Origin of the sequence: Steroidobacter sp. (genome assembly GCF_016790065.1) — a bacterium.
Taxonomy (GTDB): domain Bacteria; phylum Pseudomonadota; class Gammaproteobacteria; order Steroidobacterales; family Steroidobacteraceae; genus Steroidobacter.
Window position 1 is genome coordinate 1 of record NZ_JAEUPY010000365.1, and the last position, 6,433, is coordinate 6,433.

The following is a 6,433-nucleotide window of genomic DNA, read 5'->3' on the forward strand; positions in this document are numbered from 1 at the left end:
TTCGACATGGTCGGCCGGTCGCCATGCACAGCCATCTTGTACAAGTTGAACGTGACATCACGCTCGGGGAACCAGCCCTGCGCCCAGCAATGTCGATGCAGCTGAGTAATGACACGAATACCGCGGCTGTGATCGCGCTGACCGAAGGCGCGCTCCACCTTGAACGATTCGGAGCCGTACACGATGGTGCCCGACACCGAACCCACCTGCTCCGTATGCATCTTGCCTGCGAGTGCTTCGGCGGCATTCGCATGGCCACTCATGTCCCAGATCGGTGCCACGCCACGCATCACTAGATCGAACTGCAACGGACGCACGGGCCGCACTGTCGTGCCACGAGCCATCAAGTTGGCGCGCTGATCCTCGGCTACCGGGCCATCGAAGATCAGACGGAATTCCCAATCAGGCTCGATGACCTCGATACGAAACAACGAAGCTGCCGCGACTTTCGCCGTCGCCGCGCGACCGAACGCCTTGTGATACAAAACTCGTTCGCCCGGCAATCCGACCATGAAAAACTCGCGCCAGATGTTGGCATCCACCGGCCAGCGCCCCATCTGGCTGGCCAACGCCACGCCATTGGCACCGTCGTTGATCATGAACGCGTAGTTCTCGCTCCAGAACTTCAGCGGCGGAACGTGAGCGGCGGGATAGTCGTCGAGCGTGTTCAGAGATTCGGTGGTCATGTGTCAGATCAGCGTGTCGAAGGCCGCAGTGGTGAACGGCAGGAAGGGCTCGCCATGGCGCACCTTGCGCACCCAATTCGCATCGTTGAGTAGCGAGCGGCCCACCGCGATCAGGTCGAACTCGCCTTGCTCGATACGAGCGACCACGCGGTGCAGGTTGTAATCCGTAACGATCTGGCCGTCACGCGTCAGGCCGACGCCGCCCACGGCCATGGTAGTGCAACCAGTGAGCTTTTTGGTCCAGCCGGCGAGCGACAGCGTCGAGCCCTCAAAGGCAGGACGATCGAAGTGACGCGCACTCACATCGAACACATCCACGCCCGCTTCGGCCAGTGGCTGCAGAAATTGATCCAATTCCTCCGGAGTGTTCGCTATGCGCGCAGCATAGTCCTGCGCCTTGAACTGCGAATAACGGAAGATCACGGGCTTGCCCGGCCCGACCGCTTGACGCAAACCGCGCACGATCTGGACACCAAACTCCACTCGCGCGCGAATATCGCCGCCCCAGCGACCGTTGCGCTGGTTGGTCTCGTGCCAGAAAAACGTGTCGATCAAGTAACCATGCGCGCCATGCACGGCGATGCCATCGAAGCCCACCGACATCGCGGCGTGCGCACTCCGCACAAACGCATCGACGACATCTTGAACCAGCTCGTCGCTCGGCGGCTTGGTGGGCTCGATCACCTTGGCGATGAACTCAGGCGACGTGCTGGTGTGACCACCCCGCGGCCCCCACAGACCCGACGGGCGAATGCTTTCCGCCTCCGGATGCGGTCCCGTGCCCTGCAGCCGATACACGCCCATGTGCCACAGCTGGGGAATGATCAAGCCGCGTGCCGCATGCACATTCTCGACGACACGACGCCAACCGGCGAGCGAGCCCTCGCCATACATCAATGGAATATCGCTCTGTCGTTTGCCGAGACCGCCTTCGCCGATGGCAGACGGATGATCGACGCCAGTGCCTTCGGTGACGATCAAACCGACTTCGCCTTCAGCACGGCGGCGATAGTAAGTGGCCACGTCGGGCCCGGGCACGCCACCGGTGGAGAAATTGCGAGTCATCGGCGACATGACGATACGATTCGGCAACGTCAGTCCACGCACTCGAAGCGGCTCGAACAACGCGGCGACGGCGGTCTCCACTGTTACCGCTCGCCTCTCGCCGCATCCCGACGCGCAACGCTGACGATGAAGGCGCGAATCGCCTCGATCTCCTGCGCGTCGTAGTTCTCTTTGAAGCTGACCATGCCACGCTCGGTCAACGCACCCTCACCGACGATGGCGTAGAACGCTTCCTTGCTGGCAATGGCACCGGAATGGCGCAGATCCCGAATCACGCCGGCACTCTTCACGTTGCCGCCATGACAAGGAGCGCACGTGTTCAAGTAGAACATGCGGCCTTGTTGAATGGTCTTCGCGTCGCCAACCGCGGCCGGCGGATTCCAGGGAATCTGCGCGAGCGTATCGAGCGGCGGCAAGGCAGGCGCGCTGCCATCGAGCGCAAACGTCAACACGCGGCTCTTATTCCGACGCGGCCCTTGCTTGCCCCACATCGCTTCGCCACCGACCAACGCGACGGCACCACCGAAGCCAACGACGACGCTGACGTATTGCTTGCCGTTAACCGCATAGCTGATCGGCGCGGCCAGAATGCCGCTCTGGCCATCGAACGACCACAGCACTTTGCCATTGCGTGCGTCGTGCGCGTTGAACATGCCGTCGGCATCGCCTTGGAACACGAGATTGCCGGCTGTGCTGAGCACACCGCCGTTCACCCAACCCGGATTCGGTGCGCGCCACACTTCACGCTGCGCCACCGGATCCCACGCGATCAGAAATCCTTTCGGAATCTTCAGCGCCTCAGCGCGCACCTTGGGATCGTCGGGCAACTCCAGCGTCTGCAGCTCCAAGCCGAGGTTCATGCCCTGCGGCCGCATCTTGAATGCCGAGTCCACTTTGAAAATGCCCGGCACTTCCTGGATGGGAATGTAGACCAGTCCCGTGGTCGCACTGAGCGACATGGGCTGCCAGTTGTGGCCGCCGACTTGCGAAGGCATGCCGATCCATTGCTCACCGGTCTCGTCGTAACGTGCCGCTTGTTTGATGTTCGGCCGACCGGTGGCGAGGTCGATGCCTTCCGACCAGTTCAACGGAATATACGGCTGCGCCGAAATCAGCTTGCCGGTGGCGCGATCGATCACATAGAAGTAGCCATTCTTCGGCGCTTGCAGCAGTACCTTGCGAGCCACGCCCTCGAGCTTCAGCGTGGTCAGAATCATGTGCTGCGTGGATGTGTAGTCCCACTGATCGCCCGGCGTCTGCTGGTAGTGCCACACGTATTCGCCGGTGTCCGGACGCAAAGCCAGGATGGACGCGATAAACAAGTTGTCGCCGCCACCCGGCGAACGCGCAGCCCGCGATTGCAACGAGCCATTGCCAGTGCCGATGTACAACAGATCCAGCTCCGGATCGTAGGCCATCGAGTCCCACACCGTGCCGCCACCACCGCCGCCCACCGACTGCTTCCACCACTCGCCTTTCCATGAGCCCGCGGCGAAACGTTGCAATGGCTCGTCGGAGATTTCGCCATCGGGACGCCCTGGTTCACCGGGGACGGTGTAGAAGCGCCAGACTTTTTCGCCGGTGGCCGCGTCGTACGCACTCACATAACCGCGCACACCGAGTTCGCCGCCGCCGTTGCCGATGACGACCTTGCCTTTCACGATGCGCGGCGCGCCGGTGATGGTGTTCTTGTTTGCTGGATCGACGGTGAGCGTCGACCACACTTGGGCACCCGACTTGGCATCGAGCGCGATCAAGCGGCCGTCGATGGTGCCGACATAGACTTTGCCGTCCCAATAGGCCGCGCCGCGATTGACGACGTCACAACAAGCCTTCGCGGCAGCCGTGCCCGGCACCTTGGGATCGAACTGCCACAGCAACTTGCCGGTGACCGCGTCGAACGCTTGCACCTTGGACCAGGCGCTGGTCGTAAACATGACGCCGTCGACCACCAACGGCGTCGCCTCTTGGCCTCGATCGGTATCCAGATCGTAAGACCACGCCAGCTGCAAACGCGCCAGCGTGTCCGCATTGATCTCGGTCAGAGGACTGAAGCGTTCCTCCGCGTAGGTGCGTCCGTGCGTGAGCCAGTTCTGCGACTCGGCGTCGGCCTGAGCCATGCGTGCGGCGAACGAATCCACCGCACGCGTTGCCGAGCCCTTGCCTGCCTCATCCGAGCGAGAACAGGCATTCAGTCCGAACGCCGCCACCGCGAGCAAAGCGGCCGTTGCTAATCGCATCGAGGAACTCGTTTAGTAGTTGTAAGACACTCTCAGGCCGACGGTGCGTGGCTCGCCCCACAGGCCGTAGATGCCCAGCACGTTGTAGTTGGGCTCCGCATAGTACTTCTCATCCAGCAGATTGCGCGCATACGCGGACACCGTCAGGTGTTCGTTGGGCAAGTAGCTGAGCGTGAGATCCACCAGCGTGCGCGAGTCTACGTTGAGCACGTTGTCGCCCGAAGTGTTGAGCAGGATGCCGTTGGGCGCGTACTCGCTGGAGTAGCGCGCGTTCGGCGCCACTTCGACGGTGCCAGCGCCCACTGGAATCTTCCAGTTGAAACCGACGTTGAACGCATAGTCCGGCGCCAACAACATCCGCTCGTCGGTCCAATCCTGCGCCACTGCTACGACCAGCGGGCCAGTGGGATCGTTGGGGTTATAGAGATTGCCCACCGTGCCCGGCGTCACCGAGGCATTCGCGTCACGGAACGACGAGTAGCGTGCGTGCAAGAGCGACGCGTTCGCATAGAGCTGGAAGTCCGGCGAGAAGTTGTACGAGATCTGCGCCTCGGCGCCGTAAATCTCGGCAGCAGCCGCGTTTTGCGCGATGGTATTGCCGTTCAAATAACGATTGGTCTGGATGTTGGTCCAATCGTAGTAGAACACGGCGGTCGAGAAATCGTACTCGGCCACCGAGCGCTTGAAGCCCACTTCATAGGTCGTGATCTTCTCGGCTTCCAGTGGCTGCGCCGCCAACTGATCAGGCGACGACAAGCCAGTCGCATCGGTGTTGAACAAGCCGCTCTTGAAACCACGACTGATCGAGCCGTAGACATTCGCGCCATTGTCCAACGTGTAGCGAGCCACCACCCGGGGCGACACGTTGCTGTAGTTCTTCTCCTTGTCGAACACGATGTCACCGCCGACAGCAGTGCGGCGATAGTCGAACTCGCGCTTCTCGTGCGTATAGCGCACGCCGGCGATCAGCGCCAAGTCATCGGTCGCATGCCAGGTCAGGTCGACGAACGGCGCCACCGAGAACGCTTCCTGCCCTGCGACTTGCGCGGCGCTGAGGTAACGCTTGCTGAAGTCGTCCTGGTACAGGAACAAGCCGAACACCGGCTCGAACGCACCGACACGGCCCTGGAAAATGAATTCTTGAGAGAGCGTGCGTTGCGTGGAATCCCACGACGCCACGATGGGTGGCGCCAGCGTCTGGCCCACGTCGACGCGAATGAAGTTGCCGTCATCGCGATACGCGCTCAACGACGAGAAATTGAAGTCGCCAAACTCGCGATTGATTTTCAACGTGAGCTGATCGAAGTTGGCGCGATTGATGGGCGCCAGATTGGCCAACGCGACATTGCGGCCGAGATTGCCGACGTTGCCCGCCAACGTATTCGAAATCGCCGGATACACGACGGCGCCTGGATCGCGCAGCTCGCCGTGCCAATAAGTCAGCAGCACATCGGTGAGCTCGTTCGGTGTCCACAGCAATTTCACGCGCTGGCCGGAATGCTGAATCGCATTGAGCGGCGTGCCGGGGCTGAGCGGCTGCGTGCCGTTCGCCAAGGTATTGCGGCCTTCTTTGATCCAGCCATCGCTTTCGCGATAGTTCACTGCCACGTTGAATGCGAAGTTGTCGGCCACCGGCACATTGATATAACCGCTGCCGCCGTAGCCACTACGCTCTTCGACGTTCGCCGAAACGCGTGTTTGAAAGCTGTTCACGCTCGGATCGGCGGTCATGATCATGATCGCACCGCCAGTCGCATTACGACCGAACAAGGTGCCTTGCGGGCCCTTCAACACGTCGACGCGTTCCACTGCGGCGAACTCGTTCAGCGCGGTGACCGGATTGGGAATGTAAACACCGTCCACATACTGCGCGACGCTGTTCTCGCCCACTCGTGTCGTCACACCGCGAATCGCGGGCGACACCCACACGCCGTTGTGCGAAACCTCGACGCCGGGTACCAGCTTGGGAATGTCCAACGTGGTGCGTACGCCGGCATTCACCAGCGCTTCGGCCGGCAATGCCGACATGCTGATGGGCACGTCGACCAGGCGTTCTTCGCGGCGCTGTGCGGTGACGATGACTTCGTCGACGACGCCGGTGTCTGCAGCCGTATTTGACGTCTGGGCAACGGCGCCCGCTGAGATCATGGTGCCGGCCGCTGCCGCCAGGCCGAACAATGCTCTTGAATACATTTTGCCCCCTCGAAGTGCGCGGTGATTTTGTGAGCGCCGCGATCGCTTCCGCCCGGCTCGCAACGAGTCGAGTCGGGGGCGATGATAAGCAGCAATCCAAACAACTGCCCAATAGCGACTCAAACTGCGACCATCGCGCGATCTTATGACCCATAGTCGCAGGTTGAATCGTGAGGCGCGTCGGGCTCCCTATAATGCGGCGCAAGTTGACCCGTCACTTCTTCAGGCGAGCCCCAGATGCCAGCACCC

General features: G+C 61.5%; 4 protein-coding genes. All 4 read right to left on the reverse strand.

Translation table 11 applies throughout. The features are described from left to right. The coding region (locus JNL55_RS15110) for a hypothetical protein (RefSeq protein ID WP_293854898.1) at window positions 1–686 on the reverse strand (686 nt) is incomplete at its 3' end. 3 nt (window positions 687–689) lie between these two features. Next, a complete protein-coding gene (locus JNL55_RS15115; protein WP_293854901.1) occupies window positions 690–1,832 on the reverse strand; it encodes a 12-oxophytodienoate reductase in 1,143 nt (380 codons plus the stop codon). A gap of 2 nt (window positions 1,833–1,834) precedes the next feature. Next, window positions 1,835–3,991, reverse strand: coding sequence for a PQQ-dependent dehydrogenase, methanol/ethanol family (locus JNL55_RS15120; RefSeq protein WP_293854904.1), 2,157 nt, complete (start codon window positions 3,989–3,991; stop codon window positions 1,835–1,837). Window positions 3,992–4,003: 12 nt separating this feature from the next. Next, entirely contained in the window at window positions 4,004–6,184 is a 2,181-nt protein-coding gene (locus tag JNL55_RS15125; RefSeq protein WP_293854908.1) for a TonB-dependent receptor, read from the reverse strand. Between the last annotated feature and the right edge of the window lie 249 nt (window positions 6,185–6,433).

What these genes read in the sequence shown, in the direction of transcription:
- JNL55_RS15120 (WP_293854904.1), bottom strand. Translation starts at nt 3,991, where the DNA reads ATGCGATTAGCAACGGCCGCTTTGCTCGCGGTGGCGGCGTTCGGACTG.
- JNL55_RS15125 (WP_293854908.1), bottom strand. Translation starts at nt 6,184, where the DNA reads ATGTATTCAAGAGCATTGTTCGGCCTGGCGGCAGCGGCCGGCACCATG.